We start from the raw sequence: 260 nt of genomic DNA on the forward strand, positions 1-260 counted from the left end.
GATCTCATTACGTTATTTCGAGTTTCGTACTTACCATCTGTACGTTCAAAATAACTTCTTTGTATATCCCAAAATGCGCCCTTTCCCCAGTCACTATAACGTGATAACCCAAGTGAGAATTTCGGCGCAGCTATAATCTTTTCTTCTTTTGATTTGCTGTACTCTCCCAGCTTCTGTTGATCTTCTGCCAGTACATAATCTGTTACATACATTTCTTTTAAAAATGAATTTGGGGCAACAGAAATACGTGCTAAATGCAT

Annotated in this window: 1 pseudogene; it reads right to left on the reverse strand. The window is 37.3% G+C overall.

Features of this window, described 5'->3' with window-relative positions:
* Positions 1-260: pseudogene (locus SB775_RS30990) on the reverse strand (FAD-binding protein); the annotation flags it as partial.

Source organism: Peribacillus sp. SIMBA_075 (assembly GCF_046534585.1).